This window comes from Chryseobacterium sp. MFBS3-17 (genome assembly GCF_020687745.1).
Classification (GTDB): domain Bacteria; phylum Bacteroidota; class Bacteroidia; order Flavobacteriales; family Weeksellaceae; genus Marnyiella.
Genome location: NZ_JAJEWK010000003.1, coordinates 84,093 through 100,084, shown reverse-complemented (window position 1 = coordinate 100,084; position 15,992 = coordinate 84,093). Strand labels below are relative to the sequence as shown.

The 15,992-nt window shown below is 42.8% G+C and carries 15 protein-coding genes and 1 tRNA gene; 4 read left to right on the top strand and 12 right to left on the bottom strand.

Annotated features, from left to right (window positions below):
• Nucleotides 1–50: 50 nt before the first annotated feature.
• On the top strand, nt 51–1,829 hold the full coding sequence (locus tag LKO26_RS01955) for a ComEC/Rec2 family competence protein (protein ID WP_227586123.1): 1,779 nt from the start codon (nt 51–53) through the stop codon (nt 1,827–1,829).
• A 42-nt stretch (nt 1,830–1,871) separates the two neighbouring features.
• On the opposite strand, the gene LKO26_RS01950 is transcribed toward LKO26_RS01955, so the two are convergent.
• Together LKO26_RS01950 and LKO26_RS01945 are read right to left on the bottom strand one after the other, a co-directional pair.
• Entirely contained in the window at nt 1,872–2,207 is a 336-nt protein-coding gene (locus tag LKO26_RS01950) for a DUF3276 family protein (RefSeq protein WP_227586122.1), read from the bottom strand.
• A 119-nt stretch (nt 2,208–2,326) separates the two neighbouring features.
• Nucleotides 2,327–3,988: an ABC transporter ATP-binding protein gene (locus LKO26_RS01945; protein ID WP_227586121.1), complete on the bottom strand. Its 1,662-nt coding sequence runs from the start codon at nt 3,986–3,988 to the stop codon at nt 2,327–2,329.
• A gap of 161 nt (nt 3,989–4,149) precedes the next feature.
• Between LKO26_RS01945 and nusB the strand changes: the two genes are divergently transcribed.
• Genes nusB through yajC form a run of 3 tightly spaced genes read left to right on the top strand, consistent with a single transcriptional unit; the run spans nt 4,150 to nt 5,921 of the window.
• The gene (gene nusB, locus LKO26_RS01940; RefSeq protein WP_227586120.1) at nt 4,150–5,055 is read left to right on the top strand and encodes a transcription antitermination factor NusB; all 906 of its coding nucleotides are present in this window, start codon (nt 4,150–4,152) and stop codon (nt 5,053–5,055) included.
• A gap of 11 nt (nt 5,056–5,066) precedes the next feature.
• Nucleotides 5,067–5,573, top strand: a complete 507-nt coding sequence (locus LKO26_RS01935) for a DUF1573 domain-containing protein (RefSeq protein ID WP_227586119.1) — start codon at nt 5,067–5,069, stop codon at nt 5,571–5,573.
• 15 nt (nt 5,574–5,588) lie between these two features.
• Complete coding sequence (yajC, locus tag LKO26_RS01930) at nt 5,589–5,921, top strand: preprotein translocase subunit YajC (protein WP_227586118.1); 333 nt, start codon at nt 5,589–5,591, stop codon at nt 5,919–5,921.
• A gap of 56 nt (nt 5,922–5,977) precedes the next feature.
• Here the strand turns inward: yajC and LKO26_RS01925 are convergent.
• From LKO26_RS01925 to leuS, 10 genes are all read right to left on the bottom strand, one after another.
• A tRNA-His gene (locus LKO26_RS01925) sits at nt 5,978–6,053 on the bottom strand.
• Between the two features lie 35 nt (nt 6,054–6,088).
• Nucleotides 6,089–6,808, bottom strand: a complete 720-nt coding sequence (gene bshB1, locus LKO26_RS01920; RefSeq protein WP_227586116.1) for a bacillithiol biosynthesis deacetylase BshB1 — start codon at nt 6,806–6,808, stop codon at nt 6,089–6,091.
• Nucleotides 6,809–6,888: 80 nt separating this feature from the next.
• The gene (locus LKO26_RS01915; protein WP_227586115.1) at nt 6,889–8,562 is read right to left on the bottom strand and encodes a tetratricopeptide repeat protein; all 1,674 of its coding nucleotides are present in this window, start codon (nt 8,560–8,562) and stop codon (nt 6,889–6,891) included.
• A 109-nt stretch (nt 8,563–8,671) separates the two neighbouring features.
• Nucleotides 8,672–9,541: a PstS family phosphate ABC transporter substrate-binding protein gene (locus LKO26_RS01910; protein WP_227586114.1), complete on the bottom strand. Its 870-nt coding sequence runs from the start codon at nt 9,539–9,541 to the stop codon at nt 8,672–8,674.
• A complete protein-coding gene (locus LKO26_RS01905) occupies nt 9,531–9,728 on the bottom strand; it encodes a DUF308 domain-containing protein (protein ID WP_227586113.1) in 198 nt (65 codons plus the stop codon). Before LKO26_RS01905 ends, LKO26_RS01910 begins: the two co-directional genes overlap by 11 nt.
• Nucleotides 9,729–9,800: 72 nt before the next feature.
• Nucleotides 9,801–10,643: an energy transducer TonB gene (locus tag LKO26_RS01900; RefSeq protein ID WP_227586112.1), complete on the bottom strand. Its 843-nt coding sequence runs from the start codon at nt 10,641–10,643 to the stop codon at nt 9,801–9,803.
• 20 nt (nt 10,644–10,663) lie between these two features.
• Nucleotides 10,664–11,227: an ExbD/TolR family protein gene (locus tag LKO26_RS01895; protein WP_227586111.1), complete on the bottom strand. Its 564-nt coding sequence runs from the start codon at nt 11,225–11,227 to the stop codon at nt 10,664–10,666.
• A gap of 7 nt (nt 11,228–11,234) precedes the next feature.
• Nucleotides 11,235–11,840, bottom strand: a complete 606-nt coding sequence (locus tag LKO26_RS01890) for an ExbD/TolR family protein (protein WP_227586110.1) — start codon at nt 11,838–11,840, stop codon at nt 11,235–11,237.
• Nucleotides 11,841–11,933: 93 nt separating this feature from the next.
• Entirely contained in the window at nt 11,934–12,806 is an 873-nt protein-coding gene (locus tag LKO26_RS01885; RefSeq protein ID WP_227586109.1) for a MotA/TolQ/ExbB proton channel family protein, read from the bottom strand.
• Between the two features lie 261 nt (nt 12,807–13,067).
• Entirely contained in the window at nt 13,068–15,893 is a 2,826-nt protein-coding gene (gene leuS / locus LKO26_RS01880) for a leucine--tRNA ligase (RefSeq protein ID WP_227586107.1), read from the bottom strand.
• Nucleotides 15,894–15,992: the final 99 nt, after the last annotated feature.

The window sequence follows — 15,992 nt, the reverse complement described above, 5'->3', positions numbered from 1 at the left end:
AGGATTGCCCATTATTTTATTATCTTTAAAGTCATGCAAATTGACTGTCTTTGGCAAAGCAACCCCTTCTGATATTATGCTGTTGTTTCATTTCGGGAATCATCCTCCGGGAGCACCTTTTCACAGGCCAGAAATTAAGCCTGTTTTTACTTTGCCTTTCTGCCTTCACGTTGTTGTCCTGGTTTTCGCGCAACATCGGGATTATTAAACTCAGGAAATATTTCACGGCCATATTCTGTGTCCTGCTTGGGATTGTACTCCATGGCTACAACCTTTCGCAACCTGCTCTTCCCCACATTGCACCCCAGGGAACCTACCTCTTCAAACTCACTGAAAAACTGAACTCTAACGAAAAGAACAGGCGTTTCGAGGTCATCATTTATACAGACCAAAGCAGTTTCGGCAGTGTGCTTTCTGTTCCCCGAAGTCTTCCGGAACTGAGTTATGGTCATTATTACCAGGCCAGGCTCTACATAAACCGGGTGGAGGAGCCGGAGCATAATTATCAGTTTAATTATGCCAGGTATCTCAGCCGGAAGGACATTTATTATCAAAGTTATCTGCCACAGGACTACCGGGTCGCGAAGCGCAAAGATTTAAGTTTCGCCGAAACCATTAAACAGAAAAGACTGGATGTTCTTCAGCAAATAGACTCCACAAGAATGTCGCCCAGAAGCCGGGAATTTCTGAAAGGCATTATTCTGGCAGACCGCACCGAAATGGACCGGCAGACCGTCAGTGATTTCACAAAAACCGGACTGGTTCATATTCTGGCCATTTCCGGCTCCCACATTGTCATCATTTTCGGTCTTGTATATCTGCTGCTGATGAATATTTCACCTCCTGGTTACCGAAGAACTGCTATTACGGCCAGTTTGCTTTTTATCTGGGCATTTGCCATTTTTATAGATTATGGAAACTCGGTCGTCCGGTCCTGCATTATGATCAGCGTCTATTATATTTATGTTCTGCTGCAGCGCAAAACAGACTTGCTGCATTCTATGGCACTGGCCGCATGGATCATCCTGTTTACCGATACACATCAGTTATTTGATGTAGGATTTCAACTGAGTTTTGTAGCGGTATTCGGAATCTTCTGGCTGAATCAGCCCATTCTTAAGTATCTTCCCCGACAGGATACTTTTATGAAACGAATTCTGGCCAATACATTTTCCATTACCATGGCCGCACAGATTGCGACATTACCATTGGTCCTTTATTATTTTCACCAGTTTTCAGCTATTTCTGTGATAGCCAATCTTATAGTAGTTCCCCTTTCCAATATTCTGATTATCTTCAGTCTGGGAATGACCGTACTCATTGGCCTCACGATCGTGCCGGATTTCATTTTGTATTTCTATGACCGTTTCATTCTTCTGGTGCTGGATCTGATTCACCTTCTGTCTGAGCTGGACGGCGCCATGATGTACAATGTGCCCGTAAGCCTCCCCGAAATAGTACTGATGTGCGCCGGCATATACTTCCTGCGCTTCCTGATCAAAAAGCCTGTGCTCAAAAATTTTGTAAGAATCGGGCTGATTGCAATCGTATTCACTGCAGTTCATGAAACGCTGGATTTTCTTTACCGGCGAAAAAGCGAAGCACTGGTGCACACTTTTTTCCGTGAGCAATATTTTTCGGTGAAAGAAAAAGACCGTATCACCTTCTGGATCCACGAAAACAGTGACCGGGACAGGGTTCAGAAATACATCATAGATCCCTATCTTACTTCACGCCGTGCCATAAGCTATGAAGTGAAAATTTTACCTATGAATGCTGCGTCCATAGAATACGGCGGGAAAATCTACCGGCTCAAAACCGGGAATTAATTTCATCAACCAAAAAAACACCCGCAGGGGGTGTTTTTATACTTATACTTCATCATCTGAATCTATGGTAAAAGATTTGGATTTAAAGTCTTTGTCGTGTCGTTCTGAAATGACATCCTGACCTTTTTCATTGATGATGAAATCTGTACTTTCATTAAACATTTCATGAAAAGCAGTAAAATCTTCTTTGTAAAGGTAAATTTTATGTTTCTCAAAAGTTGCTTCTCCGTTCTCGCCGAAGTTTTTTTTGCTTTCAGTAATCGTAAGATAATAATCTCCCGCTTTCGTCTCGCGCACATCAAAGAAATATGTTCTTCTTCCTGCTTTCAACACCTTTGTGAAAATTTCGTTTTCGTGGCGTTCCTTGTAATCACTCATTGTACGATAATTTTTTGAAATCTTATGGAAACAAATATAATAGATTTCAGCGAACTGCAAAATACTTTTTTTCAATAATTGCTAAGCAATCTGGGTTATTTATGAAAGATTAACAAAACTCAGACGGTTTCTTCATCAACTACCGTGGTGAGATTCAGGATTTTATCTGCACGTTTCGCACTGGATTCCCGGTGGGTAATAATAATCATGGTGCGATCTGCAGACTGGCTTTCTATATTCCGGAGCACGTTTTCTTCCGTTTCGGTATCCAGTGCCGAGAGTGCATCATCAAAAATAAGAATATTGGGCTCCTTGATTAATGCTCTTGCAATACAGATCCGCTGCTTCTGCCCGCCGGACAGCATCACTCCCCGCTCGCCTACCATGGTTTTGTATTGTTCCTTGAATCCGATGATGTTCTTATGTACGTCGGCTTTTTTGGCATATTCAGTAACTTTCTCCAGTGAGGGCTCATCCAGTGCAAAGCCAATGTTATTTTCTATGGTATCAGAGAACAGGTAGCTCTCCTGCGGAATGTACCCCAGATGTTTGCGGTAATGCTCTAGTTGATATTCTTTCAGGTTAATACCATCTACCAGAATTTCTCCTTCCGTAGGGTCAATAAGACGGGTAAGCAGCAGCGCCAGGGTAGTCTTTCCACTGCCGGTTTTTCCCATGACGGCCAGTGATTTTCCGGCTTCTATTCGAAAACTCAGATTTTTCAAAGCTTGAATACCGGTGTTGGGATAGGTATAGGAAACATTCCTGAATTCTATAGTTCCGCGTATGGGAACCACCAGTGTTCCCTCATCCTTCACCTCTGATTTCATATCCAGAAATTCATTAATCCTGGTCATAGAAGCCGCTGCACGCTGATTGACGGAAGTCACCCAACCCACCATAGAAAACGGCCAGATCAGGATATTGATGTACATGAAAAAATCTGCAATTTTCCCCACAGAAAGTTCATTGTTCAGGTACTTTTGTCCGCCTATTAACAAAACAGCCACATTGAGCAGACCGATTACAAACAGGATAATGGTAAAGAAATACGCTTCTGTTTTCGCCAGATCCAGAGCTTTCTCCTCATAATCCTTCACCTTGATTCCGTAATTTTTTTCAATATATTTTTCCTTGGCAAAAAACTTTACCACCCGGATTCCGGAGAAACTGTCCTGTACAAAAGTGGAAATTGCCGACTGGCTTTTCTGCATGATTTTGGACTTTTTATTGATCACCGAACTTACTTTGTAAATCACAAAAGAGAGTAACGGAAGCGGAACAAGCGTCCAAAGCGTCATGGAAACATCAGTGCGGATCATGTAGATGCTGGTAATAATCAGCAATACCAGTAAATTCACCACATACATCACGCCGGGTCCCAGGTACATGCGCACCGCCACCACATCTTCGCTCAGGCGGTTCATTAAATCACCGGTAGTTGTTTTCTTAAAATCAGTAAGTGACAATTCCTGATAATGGTTGTAGATTTTGTTTTTCAGTTCATACTCTATACGGCGGGAAGACACAATAATGGTCTGCCTCATCATAAAGGTGAAAAAACCGGTAAGAAGTGACGAAAAGATGATGATTCCTACATAAATAAGAACCTGCCGGTTAAAACCCAGATGCATATTCTGAGCAATCTCATCTACAGACTTCCCTACAAACTGAACTTTGTAGATGTTGAAAAAGTTACTGGCTATTATAAAAAGAAACCCATAAAAAAGAAGCATCCGGTGCTTCCAGAAATACGGATTGAGGGTTTTAAGTGCATTCATACCATTGGGATGGCAGTGCTGCATGGTGGCACCGCAAATCTTTGCAAAAGTAAGAAATTGTAATTTGATTCTCTGAAAAAGCCGGTTGCGCACCTGCCAAAGAGTGCGAAGCTTTTCGTAAAAAAAACATTATCTTTGCACCCATAAATAAGCTCTTTGAAATGTTAGGAAGAAGACAGATCCGTGAAAAAGTGGTAGAGGCCCTGTACTCATACCATCAAAACCCTATCAAATACGATGTACTGGAGAAAAACATGCTCAGTGACATCGAAAAAATTTATCACCTTTACATTTACCAGCTCAATTTTCTGGTGGCCCTGAAGGCAGTTGCAGAAAATCAGATCGAAATCGGAAAAAACAAATTTCTGAAAACAGATGCCGAACTGAACCCAAACCGGCGGTTCATAGAAAATCCCATTTTAATTAAAATTGAAGATAATGAAGAGCGCATTGCTTTTTCTGCCAAACATAAGGAGCTGACCTGGGAGTTGCATGATGATTTGCTGGTAAGAACATTTCAGCGCATCAAAGCCGGAAAAAGATATCAGGATTTCATGGCCATGGAAACTTCAACCTTTGAGGAAGACCAGAAATTCATCGGAAAGCTTTTCCTTCGTTATCTTGCAGAAAATGAAGATTTCCACGAGCATGTGGAGGAAAAAGAAATGAGCTGGGCAGATGATTTTCACATCTCCAATTCCATGATTCAGAAAACCATTGGATTTTTCCGCGAAGATCAGCCTTCTCATACCCTGATTCGGGTCATCAAAGATGAAGAAGATGAAGAATTTGCAAAAAAACTATTGCGCGCAAGCCTTAATCACTGGGAAGAGAGCGAGCATAAGCTGAAAGAAAAACTGGAAAACTGGGAACTGGAACGTGTGGCTTTAATGGACCGTGTGATTCTGATAGCCGCCATTACAGAACTGGATCGCTTTCCCCTGACACCCTCCAGAGTCATCATCAATGAATATATTGAGATTTCCAAGGTTTTTGCCACGGAAAAGTCCAATATATTTGTAAACGGAATATTAGACAAGTATACAAAAGAATTAAACAGAATATAATTAATAGAAAAATGAAAAAGTCACTTATTGTTTTAGGATTATTTGTAGGCGCGCTGGGAGTTACCTCATGCGACAAAAAAGAAAACACCGAAGTTCAGACAGAAGAAACGCTGGAACTGAGCCCTGAAAATGAAATTGCTGCGGAAGCTGCTGCGGCACCTGTAAACCCACAGGATGAACTGATTAAAAAAGCACAGTCACACCCTATGACCTCTCTGGCATTATCTGAAAACCACCATAATTTCGGAGATGTAAAAAAAGGAGGGAAAGTTTCTCATGTTTATGAAGTTACCAATACCGGAGACAATCCACTGATTATTTCTCAGGTAAAACCGGCTTGCGGATGTACAGCACCTCAGTATACCAACACCCCTATTTTACCGGGCCAGAAAGGAAGCGTAACCCTGGAATTTGATTCTTCCAGCTTTGACGGACTGCAGAACAAACAAGCTGAAGTGTATGCCAATGTAGAGCAGGCGCCCATCGTACTTACGTTCTCTGCAAACGTTGTTAACTAATATAAAAATTAATTGATGATAAGCATATTTTTACAGGCACAGCCTGAAGGCGGCGGAATGACCATGCTGATGATGATGGGTCTGATGTTTGTGGGATTCTATTTCCTGATGATCCGTCCGCAGATGAGAAAGCAAAAGCAGGAAAAAAACTTCCAGGAATCCCTGAAAGTGGGTCAGCGAGTGGTCACAACTTCGGGAATGCACGGCAGAATCGCTCAGATTGCAGAAGACGGAATCGTTATAGAAACCCTTTCCGGAAAGCTGAAATTTGAGAAATCAGCAATTTCCAGAGATTACACACAGGCAAGATTCCCGGATAACGCACCGGCTGCCGATGACAAAAAATAACCAATTCGGTTTGAAACAATAAAAAACGCACTGAAATTCAGTGCGTTTTATTTTTTGGGTGAATGAGGGGTCTCGAACCCCCGACCTTCGGAACCACAATCCGACGCTCTAACCAACTGAGCTACAATCACCGTTTTGTGGGTGCAAATATAAGGTTTTTGTATCAATTACAAAATTAAACCATCAAAATTTTTAATTGCAATCATTTTTTCTGAAGTGAAGCCTTCTGCATAGTCCACTCCGGAGAGTCTGCCCAAATCCTGAGCACGGTACGTGAGGCTCTCGAGAAAGTCTTTGGTTGCAATAGGCGTCATCGGCTCCCGGGAATCCGGATCGTAAAACTGTGTTTTGTACGCCAGACATGCTTTTATCTTCTGGTCCATAAAGGCTGAGATATCTACCACGAAATGCGGGTCTACAGGCTTCCACTGGATATAGTGAAAAATCTGTTTCGGGCGCCAGGCCTGCTGCTTTTCTCCCTCATATTCGGTTTCAATTTTAATCAGGCCGGAAAGGAAACAGGCATCTGACACCAGCTTTGCCGCTTTGGCGTGATCCGGGTGCCGGTCATCTATGGCATTGGCAAAAACAATTTCAGGCCTATATTTCCGGATTATTTTGATGATCTGCATCTGATGGTCTTCATTATTCAGCAGAAAACCGTCTTTCATTTTCAGATTCTCACGGGCATGAATTCCCAGAATTTCTGATGCTTCCGCAGATTCCTGCGCACGGGTTACATTGGTTCCACGCGTGCCCAGCTCGCCTTGTGTAAGGTCTACAATAGCTACTTTCTTCCCTTCAGAAATCAATTTGGCTATGGTTCCACCGCATCCCAGTTCCACATCATCAGGATGTGCGCCGATGGCTAAAATATCTACTTTCATCCTTCAAAGATAAAACAAAAAATTCCCGACTGCAAAGAGCCGGGAATGATGATGTACAGATTCAGATTAAACTTTCCTGTTTAATTCTGCTGCAGATTAAGGTTATTATTCAGATTTACCGCATCCTCATACGTGGGGTTTAGCTGAACCGCTTTTGCTGCGTAATCTTTCGCTTTAGCGATATCTTTGGTCTGATTGAAATACGCCACCAGATAGTAGGCATAAGACAAGGTTTCCTTCTGCGGCATCTGCTCCTCCGGAGTCTGTGCTAAAACCGTATCTATAAACTTCTGATAAGAAGCTTCTGCCATGGCTTCATTGCCCAACTGCTGATAGGCTGCTCCTTTCGCATAATATGAGTAAGCCCATGCAGGTGAGAGTGCAATCATCTTATCCCAGGTAAGGATGGCGCCATTCCAGTTTTGTACTTCCTGATAGGCTGAACCCAGTTTCACCAGGGCATCTACATCATTTGGATTGGCAGCAATCTGCTTCTTCAGCGCTTCAATAGCAGGGCTGGTAGGACCTGCGTTTGCAGCAGCTGAACTGGCTCCTCCACCACCTTTAATCATGGCCAATTCCTGATCCCAGTCCATGGTCTGGTCTTTTGCATTTTTGGCAATGGCAATTTTCTGCTGAGACTCAAGCAATAAAGCAGACTTTTTGCTTTCATCGGTCTCCTTTTGTGCCAGACCCGCCAGAATTAATCCTTCCATACCGCGGTCACCGGGTACAATTCTGGATTTATCGGTCACACTGTTCATAAAAGTAGTAAGACCAGTTTTTGCCTGTTCATAGTTTCCATCTGCATAATCCAGGTATGCTCTGAGTTTATGTTTGATAGGATCCTGAACCGTATTGAAAATTTTATCAAGGGAAGATTTGGCATTCGCATAATCTTCATTTAGGAAATACATTTTTACAATGTCCAGTTGCGTATTAGGATCTTCGTCTGCATACTTGGCATAGTTAATGAGAGCTCTGGTGGCGTTCTGAGGTTGCTCGAAACGCATCTCATAAGTAGCCAGCGCTCTATAGGCAGGTGCATATGTAGCATCTGTTGCAATAGCCTGATCTATTTTCTCTTTGGCCTTTTGCCATTGCTGAGCCTGCATCCATAACGTACCGATTCTGGTATATACGGACGCTTTATTCTTGGCTACCGGCAATGCCTTATCATAGGCAGTCATAGCAGCACCGGCAATCTGAGGGCTTGTGCTCAGTTTCAGACGGTACGCATCGCCCAAAGTATAATAATAGGGAGCAGGAACCCCGCCTTTTGAGGCACGTTCTACCGCTTTGTCCAGATATTGAACAGCCAGATCAGGATTATTGGTATTTTCGAACATGGTAAGGGCTTCACCAGCTCTGAAAAGCACTTCTGCATCCTTCTCCTTTGAATCTTTTACAACATTCTGAATATCGGTAATTCCGGACTTATCTCCTCTTCCCAATTTCACTGCTGCCATTCCGATTTTATTCAGATAGCTTTTGCTGTCTGCAGCCAGTCCTTTCTTAAAATTCTGTTCTGCCTGAACAAAATCAGGCTCACTCTGGCTCAGATATGTATTACCCAAATAGAAATAGTTTTCAGCATTGGGTGATTTTGCGATCATACTCTCAAAATTCTGTTTCGCTTTTGCATACTTATGGCTGTCTATGCTGGCAATACCATCCTGTAAAGTCTGACCGAACGCAAAATTCGCAAAAAACACTGCCGCCGCAGTAAAAGCAATCTTTTTAGATAAATTCATTTTATTTCTCATTTTTTTAAAAGTTCAAATTTTATAATTTGTATTTAAATTTACAATATCCGTTCCATTTTTACAAAAGCAGTGCTGAAGCGGAAAAAGCACCTGTGAATCAATACATTTTCACTTCTCTCGGATAGAGGAAATAGGGTTGCAACCCTTCTTTTTGCACAATCATCTGTCCCTTCTGACCACTGGCAAAACGAGTGAGTCCTCCCGCAATATTAAAGGTTTGTTCATTCACCAGAAAATAAAGGATTCTGGTAAAAGGATATTTATCCGGGGTCAGATTTTCCCCGGCCGGGAGGTAACTGACACCCCGGTCCACTACCGGAAGGATTTTCACCATCTCACGCAATTCTTCGGCTCTCCGGGAATAAGGCCTGCTGATGGTGTTCATCCCGATTACGCCAATTTTATCCTGGAAAGCGGCCAGTTCCTTCACGATCGTTTCATTTCCGTTCAGAATAGAAAACTGAAGTTCTGAGGGCTTCTTTCCGAACTTTTGTGCTACAAAATTAAGGTTACTGGAGTTGGTTCCATCGAAAATAAGTGTTTTATCCGCAGACTGCAGTGCCGATTCAATTTCCTGTACAGAAATATGCTCTCTGGGCGAGTCTTTGGGTACCACAAACACGACTGCATCTGCAGCAAATGGGGCAGGCAGAAACTCGGCGTGGGTCATGCGCTCATATTCCGCAACTTCATCTTCATTCAGTTCTCTGGACATGACTATTGCCCTGGCATTGCCCTTCAGGAGTTCTAGGAACGCGAGATCTTCCTTCATAGCCTCCGCTTTCACGGAAGTTTCGGGGTAGCTGATCATATAACCATCAGCCAGTGCTTCCGTAACACTCAAAAAAGACGGATCCGTAAGTACGGTTAGGTTTCCCTGATGATAAGTACCACTTTTCACCTTTTCTTTCTTCTGACAGCCGGCCAGGAAAAACAAGGCGATGAGGACAAGAATATTATGATTCATTTTTCTTCTGTTTCATTCTGTTCACAGCTCTGTAAATTCTGAATAATCCGTATATGATGAGCACCGCTCCCAATGCATAGGCAATATTGGGCTCCAGGGGCACAAAAAACCAGAACTTCAGCACCACAAAGATTCCTAAAATGATGTATAAAACTCCAGCGAAGAAAGATAACCAATTGAATATCATATTTACAAAAATACTAAAAATAAAAAAAAGAGAAACCAGCGTTTCTCTTTTTTATCATAAAGTTAATATGGATTACTGGAAGTTCATTTTCAGTGGCATTCTGAAACGGTAGCGTACAGACTGACCGTTGATCTTTGCCGGTGTCCATTTGTTTCTGATGGACTTAATGGTTCTTTCAGCTTCCTGATTAAAGTTTCTGTTGGGTCCGGTCGCTTTTACATCAGTAATACTTCCGTCCCGTTCTACCACGAAGGTAATTTCTGTACTTACAGAACCTTCACCTTCCATAGATTCCACATCAAAGTTACTGCCCACTTTGTTACGGAATGCATTGATTCCGCCAGGGAATTCTGCAAGCTGCTCTACATCATCATAAACCTTTTTCTGGTCTACGACCGGTTTTGGCGCTTCAATAGTAGCGGCTTTGGTACCGGTGGATGGTGGCGGCGGCGGTGGCGTATAGGTAGGGGTCTTCACCCCTTCCTGCGCTACAAGCCCTGTTTGCGTTTCCAGCTGTTTAGAGATTGGTGGCGGTGGTGTTTCCACTACCGGTGCTTTCTTTGGTTCCGGCACCACGTTCTGAATCACTTCAATCTGTTCCTCTTCTACCGGTGGCGGAGGTGGTGGAGGTGGTTCTTCCTCTATAGGCTGTTCTATAATTACATCCTCTTCAATAATCTCTATCAGATTTGCATCTACTTCCTGCTTTTGAGCCTGATTCATTTCCTTAAGTTTAAGGATAACAAAAGGAGTTAAGGCCGCCACAAGAAACAGAATGGTCCCCAGGATGAAAGAGCGGGTAAGCACTTTCGGGTAGAGGGTACGCAGCTGATAGGCTCCGTACTGCTTATTTCTGTTTTCAAATACGATCTCGTCTAATGTAGGCGTAGCACCGTAATTGTTATCATCTGCCATTTCTTAATCTATTTATTCGGTTAATTTGTTGCCGGTGCGGCAACTCCTGCCACTTTGGCGTTATACGCGGCCTGCTCTGCGGGCTTCAAGTCTGTAACCCCGTAGCGCTCACTTTCGGTGATGGCCATTTCGTCTAACATGTCAACAAAATTCTTATATACCGCATCATCCGTGGGCTTAATGATCACTGTAAAAATACTTTGATCTTCGGCTCTGGATTTTGCCTGCTGAATAACCTCTCTGATTCCTTCTCTGTCGAAAGTGGTTTCATTTAAATTATCGGCGTTCAATGTGCTTGTTTCCTGCTGATGCCAGAACAAACGATTATCTTTTCCGATTAATACAGAAATGGAATTAGACAGTTTAATATCTGTTGGTGGCGGTTTTTGCGTTTCATCCTTTGGTTTTGCCGGTAATCCCAGGTCCATTACATTCGGTTTATTGAAGGTTGTTACCAACATAAAGAATGTAATCAAAAGGAACGCCAAATCCACCATTGGGGTAAGGTCCACGTGTGGCGGCTGCTTTTGCGAGCGCACCTTTCCACCTTTCCCGCTGCTATCTTTTACTTGTACGTCTGCCATTTTTCAATTAATTTGTTGCAACCTCCTGGCTGGTAATTAACCAGAATTTCAGGAAGTCTATATCTCTTAATCCTTCAAACAAAGCTTTCACTTTCGGATATTTGGTTTCGGTATCTCCTTTGATTGCCAGTTTGTAATCAGGATTTACTGCCAAACTTTGCTGAACCCAGTCCACCAGTTGTTTATTGGTACTGTCCATGGGAATACCCGGGGCATTTTTAAATGCTTTACGGTCATCTTCAGACAGGTTCAGATATCCCTTCAGTTGATTCATCGGAACTCCGACTGACTGTACATTAGCAAAAGTAGCCTTTTCAGCATTCGTGAACTGCATACCATACTTCTGTCCCATATTATCCAGCAGTGCCATTCTTTCAGTACCGTTTTCAACCGGGGTAAAATAGAATCTTCCGTCGGTGGTACTCAGAATCGTCATCAAACTGCCATCCGGAAGTAGTTTCTCTGATATAGAAGATGGCGTGGTAATATTCTCCACGTCCGGTTTTGCAAACTGGGCGGTGAGGATAAAGAACGTTAGGAGCAGGAATGATACATCGGTCATCGCCGTCATGTCTACCCTAATATTATGTCTTTTTGGTTTGACTCTCGCCATTATATTATTTTTTAATTTTATTAAACTTCTTGTGATTGGACTTTTCTTTTAACCGGAAGTTAAAAGCTGAAGTCCGCAGATTTTAGCGGTTTCTTAGTGAAACTCAGCGAAAGACTGCTGGATAGACATTGCGATTTCATCAATCTTGAATGTTAATCCGTCAATTTTAGAAGTAAAATAATTATAAAGGATGATGGCTACTGCAGAAGTACCAATACCCAGAGCGGTATTTACAAGAGCTTCAGAAATACCGATGGACAGGGCTGCAGAATCCGGTGTACCTCCACCAGAACCCAGGGCGCTAAACGCCTTGATCATCCCGATTACCGTACCCAAAAGTGCTACAAGCGTTGCTACTGTACCCAGCGTGGAAAGAATCATCATGTTTTTCTCCAGCATTGGCATTTCCAGTGTGGTGGCCTCTTCAATAGACTTGTTCAGCGCTACCATCTTCTGTTCCTTATTCAGAGAGGTATCGTGGGAAAGCGCTTTGTACGTTACCAGTCCTTCTCTTACTACATTTCCTACAGATCCTTCCTGTCTGTCACATTCTTCGATTGCTTCATCTACTTTATTCTGATTCAGCAACTGTCTGATGCTCAGTACAAAATTATCTACATTTCCTTTCCCTGCTGCTTTTCTAAGCACTAAAGCCCGCTCTATAGCAAATACGATTACGATAATCATAAAGGCAATCAGAATGGGTACAATAGGACCTCCCATGAAAATAATCCCCATGAAACCATCCGGATGCAATTCTACTGTATCCACACCGGAGAACCAGCCTGATACAGAAGGAACTCCTTCTAATCTTGGGTCTGCTTTAAAATTGCTTGGATTACCTAAAATAAATAAATAAATGGCTACCCCTATCAATATCAGAATTGGGATAATTAACGCAGGATTAAGACCTCCTACCTTTTTAGCAACTACTTGCTCCTCGCTGTTTGAAACATTCATTTCCATTGTAAACTAAATTATAATTGTTATTTTTTATCTAAATTTTTCGAGCGGTAAAATAAATGCAAATAAATCTTTCCCGCAAATATTTACCCGCGATTTGGCTAAAATTGATTATTCTTAATACAAAATTAACATTGCTGAATCAGCAATTTTTCCAATCATTTCTGCTGATTATTTTCACATTAAAAGCTATGATTGAAAATTTAAAAAAATCATTCTTTATTTTTATAAATTCCCTAATGCCAAGCCTTAGAAGTTAACAAATCAGAGAACAATATTAATAATTTTATTTGGAACAATAATCACTTTTTTTGGTGAATTTCCATCCAATTGCGCAATTGTACGTTCATCTCCGAGTGCTGCTGCCTCTATTTGTTCCATGCTCAGATTAGTAGCCAGTCTCAGCTTAAAGCGCATTTTCCCGTTGAAACTTACCGGATATTCATACGCATCTTCTTCCAGATAGGCTTCATTGAGTTCCGGGAACGGCACTTGCTCTATGGACTCCTCATTTCCGGCTACACGCCATAGTTCTTCGCAGATGTGAGGCGCATACGGTGAAATCAGTACCGCCAATGGTTCCAGAATCTGCCGCTTATTACATTTCAGCTTCTGGAGTTCATTCACTGTAATCATAAACTGTGAAACGGAAGTATTGAATGAAAAATTGTCCAGATCACTGATAACTTTTTTAATTAAAGTATGCAATACCTTGTATTCCTGTTTGGTGGGCTCCTCTTCAGAGATGGACACGGTGTCCCCGTCATAGTAGAGATTGTAGAACTTCTTCAGAAATCCATATACTCCGGAAAGTCCCTGCGTATTCCATGGCTTGGACTGCTCCAGCGGACCCAGGAACATCTCGTAGAGACGCAGACAATCTGCACCGTATTCGTCACAGATATCATCCGGATTGACGACATTGAACTTAGATTTGGACATTTTCTCCACCTCACGTTCGGTGATGTATTTGCCGTCTTCCAGTATAAATTCTGCATCTGCAAACTCCGGTCTCCACTGCCTGAACTTTTCCAGATCCAGTTCATCCGTTGCACCGGCCAACAGCGATACATCCACATGAATTTTCTGTGTCTTATAATCCCTCGCCAGATTTTTGGACACATACTGATGAGTTCCGTCTACTCTGAATACAAATGCACTCATACCCAAAATCATGCCCTGATTGATCAGTTTCCGGAAAGGTTCGTCATTTTTTATAAATTCTCTGTCCTTCAGGAACATATTCCAAAACCGTGAATACAGCAAATGGCCGGTGGCATGTTCACTTCCGCCAATGTATAAATCTACCTGTCCCCAATAGTCGGTTAATTCTTTATTTGCAAAAACCTCATCATTCCCCGGATCCATATACCTCAGGAAATACCAGGAACTGCCCGCCCAACCCGGCATGGTGGATAATTCTAAAGGGAAAATTGTTTCTTCATCAATCAAATGAGTGTCTACAACCTTTTGGTTGGCTTCGTCCCAGGCAAAAGTTTTTGCATTGCCTAATGGCGGGTCTCCGTCTTCTGTAGGCAGATACTTCTCTACCTCCGGCAATTCCAGCGGCAATACGGCAACGGGAAGTGTATAGGGCATCCCTTCCTTAAAATACACCGGAACCGGCTCTCCCCAATATCTCTGTCTGGAGAAAATAGCGTCGCGCTGTCTGTAATTCGTGGTGCCGTGACCCATGCCGCGGCTTTCAATCTCTGAGATTATTTTTACTTTGGCATCCTCATAATTCAATCCATCCAGAAAATCGGAGTTGACACACACCGAGTCTTTAGAATCAAATGATTCTTCCTGTATGTCCCCATCATTTTTAATGACATTCACAATTTCCAGACCGAATTTCTTTGCAAAACGGTGATCTCTCTCATCATGCGCCGGAACAGCCATTACGGCACCGGTGCCATAGCCCATCAACACATAATCTGATATATAGACCGGCATTTCCCTTCCGCTAAAGGGATTGTGAGCATACGCCCCCGTGAAAGCGCCTGTAACATTCTTCACGTCTGCCATACGGTCACGTTCCGTCTTTTTGGAAGTTTCTTCTATATAATGATCCACTTCTGTCTGCTGTCCTTTTGTAGTGAGCTTCTGCACCAAAGGATGTTCAGGTGCCAGAACCATAAAAGTGGCTCCGAAAATGGTATCAGGGCGTGTTGTAAACACCTCGACTTGCTCTGTCTGCCCATCTTCTGCCGGAAGCACTTCAAACTTCAACTGCGCACCCTGAGATTTACCAATCCAGTATTCCTGTGCATCTTTCAGCGGTTGCGGCCAGTCCAGAGACTGGAGCCCCTGAAGCAGTCTTTCGCTGTATGCCGTAATCCGCATGCTCCACTGCATCATTTTTTTCTGAAATACAGGATAGCCGCCACGTTCGGATTTGCCGTCCTTCACCTCATCATTTGCCAGAACCGTTCCCAGCGCGGGACACCAGTTCACAGTAGTTTCTGCACGGTAGGCCAGTCTGTAGTTCAGTAGAATATCCTGCTGATCAATACTCGGAGCGTTTTTCCATTCCTCTGCGGTGAAATGAAGCGCATCACTCTGACAGGCATCCAGTCCGGCGGAGCCTTTTTCTTCAAAATGCTGAATCAGCGTACTGATGGGTTCTGCACGGTCTGCAGCTTTATTATACCACGAATGGAACAGTTCAATGAAAATCCACTGTGTCCATTTATAATAGGAAGGGTCCGAGGTACGCAGCTCGCGGCTCCAGTCGAAGGAAAATCCAATTCTCTTCAGCTGTTCTTCATAACGGTTGATATTTTTTTCTGTAGTCACAGCGGGATGTTGCCCGGTCTGAATAGCGTACTGCTCTGCCGGCAAACCAAAAGAATCATATCCTACAGGATGCAGGACATTAAATCCCTGATGGCGCTTATATCTGGCGTAGATATCTGAGGCAATATAGCCCAGCGGGTGACCTACGTGCAAACCTGCACCGGATGGATAGGGAAACATATCCAACACATAAAATTTGGGTTTACCGGTATCATCCGGTGTTTTGTAGGTCTGATTTTCTTCCCAGAATTTCTGCCACTTACTTTCGATCTGCTGATGGTTGTAGAACATTTTAATTGTAAATTTCTTTATGTGAATGAAACTTTTAAATTCTTAATCCGCAAATTTATAAAAAACATATGGCTTTTCATTCCATATAAAAATACCCTT